The 2,723-nt window shown below is 33.8% G+C and carries 4 protein-coding genes; all 4 read right to left on the reverse strand.

The features are described 5' to 3' along the window. Nucleotides 1–333 (reverse strand): serine hydrolase (locus Q0L68_RS19305; RefSeq protein WP_296705881.1); only part of this gene is annotated, 333 nt, incomplete at its 3' end. 248 nt (nucleotides 334–581) lie between these two features. Further along, nucleotides 582–941 (reverse strand): MauE/DoxX family redox-associated membrane protein, encoded by a 360-nt coding sequence (locus Q0L68_RS19310; RefSeq protein ID WP_296705882.1) that lies wholly within the window; start codon nucleotides 939–941, stop codon nucleotides 582–584. Nucleotides 942–1,107: 166 nt separating this feature from the next. Next, nucleotides 1,108–1,569 (reverse strand): N-acetyltransferase, encoded by a 462-nt coding sequence (locus tag Q0L68_RS19315; RefSeq protein WP_296705883.1) that lies wholly within the window; start codon nucleotides 1,567–1,569, stop codon nucleotides 1,108–1,110. Nucleotides 1,570–1,619: 50 nt separating this feature from the next. After that, nucleotides 1,620–2,639 carry a hypothetical protein gene (locus Q0L68_RS19320; protein WP_296705884.1) on the reverse strand — a complete coding sequence of 340 codons (1,020 nt, stop codon included), beginning with the start codon at nucleotides 2,637–2,639 and terminating at the stop codon, nucleotides 1,620–1,622. Nucleotides 2,640–2,723: the final 84 nt, after the last annotated feature.

Below are 2,723 nucleotides of genomic sequence, written 5' to 3' on the forward strand. Positions count from 1 at the left end.
GCTGTAAGGACTTCCATCTACAATACTTTTGAATTCATTCTTCAGAAGAATAGAATCATTGAGGTTCAATAATCCCTCACTTTCCTGCTTGTAAAGCTCGATCATCACTGGTACTTTCATCGTACTTGCAGCATGAAATTCCTCTTCTGAATTTATCAACAAGCTGTCATTTGGATCATCCAGACTATAAAAAGCTACAGCTATATCTCCTTGAATCGCATCAATCTGGGACAAGACTACCTTTCTTAAGTCTTCTTTTTTGGTTGATTTCTCCTGGCATGAGAAAGTAAAAAATACTAATAAAAAGGATAGTTTGGTTAGTGTGGAATTCATAAAATATATTTCTACGATTGTGTTTAAGAATAATATTCTAAGTTATAAAATTCTCTGAGGGACTACCTTTAGAAAACTGTTTTTTAGGACTTAAAGAATATCATAAACTCTCATAGTTTTGAAAAATCAAAGCAGTCAATTGATTTCAGTTCTGGTTAGACTTTTGACTTCATTTGTGAGGATCAACAAAAGACACCAAACAGCTATTATTTAACTTAACTCATTCCTGGTGCACTCTTGAATACCTTTTATTCTTTCATTGCGAACCACGGTAGATAGATCAAAACCAATTGGATGGCTATTCTCACCAAGGCTACAGTCTTAGTTCCTATAGCTGGATTTTCTTTGAGTGCATCTAAGATGTGGATTGGTAGAAAAATAATCATCAATATGAAAATACCGAAAAGGGCTTTCTTTCTCAAGGAGGGAATAAATACCCCGATTCCCAAAAGTATTTCAACTATTCCAGCCAGATGGTTTATTATGGGTTTTGGAAAATAATCAGGTATAAGGGGAAAGTAAAATTCAGGGTTCATGAAATGTGCAATCCCAGAAAGCAGTAAAAGCAGTGCCAGTATTATCCCGATTATTTTTTTAACTATTTTCATTCAATTAATTTTTCTACAAGAAGCTAATAAAACACTATTTCCAACTAAAAGAAGATTATTTTCAGATTGATTTAGTATTGATTTAACTTCAATTTGAAGAACTCCAATAATCTCCAAAGCTTTTAAGATAACTTATATACTACAGCCGAGCTTAATTTTAGAGGTTCTATCCGTCGTTTTTATTTCGAAGTTCAAATTTTATTTTTCTTACGCCATGGTCAGTGTCCCATTGCATTACTTCCCTAAAACCAAATTTCCGATAAAGTTCTTTAGCGGGACCATTTTCTAATCCTGTTTCAACTGTAAATAATTTTGACTCAAAGGTCTCGAAAACGAATTCAATTAATGAACTGGCTATTCCTTGTCGAAAGAAATTTGGTTCTACTACCAAACTGTTGATATGTGTATAATCCTTATAATGACTGATTTCAACTACTCCAGAAAGTTCTTCATTTTTTAAATAGCCGAAAAATAATGTTTTGCTATTTATGAAATTATCAATTGGCCTCTTTAAAGGTGGAAAATCTACCGCTTTTAATAATTTCGCCTCAACTTTATATGATGATTGAAAAACTGAATATATTTTCTTAGCTATTTCCAGATCACTATTTTCAAGTCTTTTTATCATTGTTTATGCGGCAATCTTCTAAGTTCTTTAAGGTTCAAATTTTCAGCTGACTAAAACCTAATAACTCCAATTTTATCTGTCATCATTTCTGTAAACCAAAGGTTGCCATCATAATCCATTTTGATTCGATGCAGCATAGGTTTTCTACTCGATAAAACATGGGTGGTGAAAGGAACTTCTGTAAGTGAAAAACCTATAATTTCTCTAATTGATTTATCTAGTTTTAGAAGGTAACTGTAACATTCAGCGCTTGGATTATAGACTTGTACCCAAAGATTTTTTTCTTTGTCAAATGTGAGAGATCCAAGGATATCATTCTCTTGAAGCTTGGGGACTGGATATTCAGATATTTTGCCATGCTTATCTATCCTTCCAATTTTAACTCCTGACTCCTGAGTGAACCACATCGATTCCGATTCCAAATCTGGATCAGGAATAATACCAATTGGTCGACTATTTCCAGTTGGAATATTAAATTCTTTAACTTTTCCTTTCTCATTTACATTGAGAATGGCATTGCCAAGTAATTCAGTCCCCCATACTTCAGTATTGCTTCCTGCAGAAAGGAAAATTGGTAAAGAGGCTAAGTTTTCTAATTGAAAATGCTCAATGGAGAAATCTTCGAGACTGAATTTACCTATCGTACTGGTGCGTTTTCCTGTGAACCAAATAGATTTACCATCAGCATCTAAACAAATGCCATGTGGAGCTGGGTTTATTTTCTTTTCTGAACCCTTGATTTCCATTGATACATCAACTGATTTATCAATTGCGCCATCATCTTTTAATCGAACGATCTGCCCATGAAATTCCAGTGATACCCAAACCTTTCCTTCCTTGTCTAATAAAATTCCATGTGGGCCGCTGCCTTGAGGCATTTCGAAATACGCTAGAATATTACCATCATAATCCAATTTGGCAACATAATGCATGTTTTGGCCAGTGACGTAAATGAATTTTTCATCAATCACTAATTCGTGTGTTGAACCTTTTTGATCACTTGGCCAATTTAAAGGATACTCCGTAATATTGCCTAAGGTTGTTTTTTTGGTGTCAGCTTCGGATTTCATGGGAGTAAAATTTATGTAAGATTCCTTTAAATATTGTCAAGAAGGTATCACAATGATCACTTTTTAAAGCCTTTAGTCCATTGT

Source organism: Algoriphagus sp. (assembly GCF_024642405.1).
GTDB lineage: Bacteria > Bacteroidota > Bacteroidia > Cytophagales > Cyclobacteriaceae > Algoriphagus.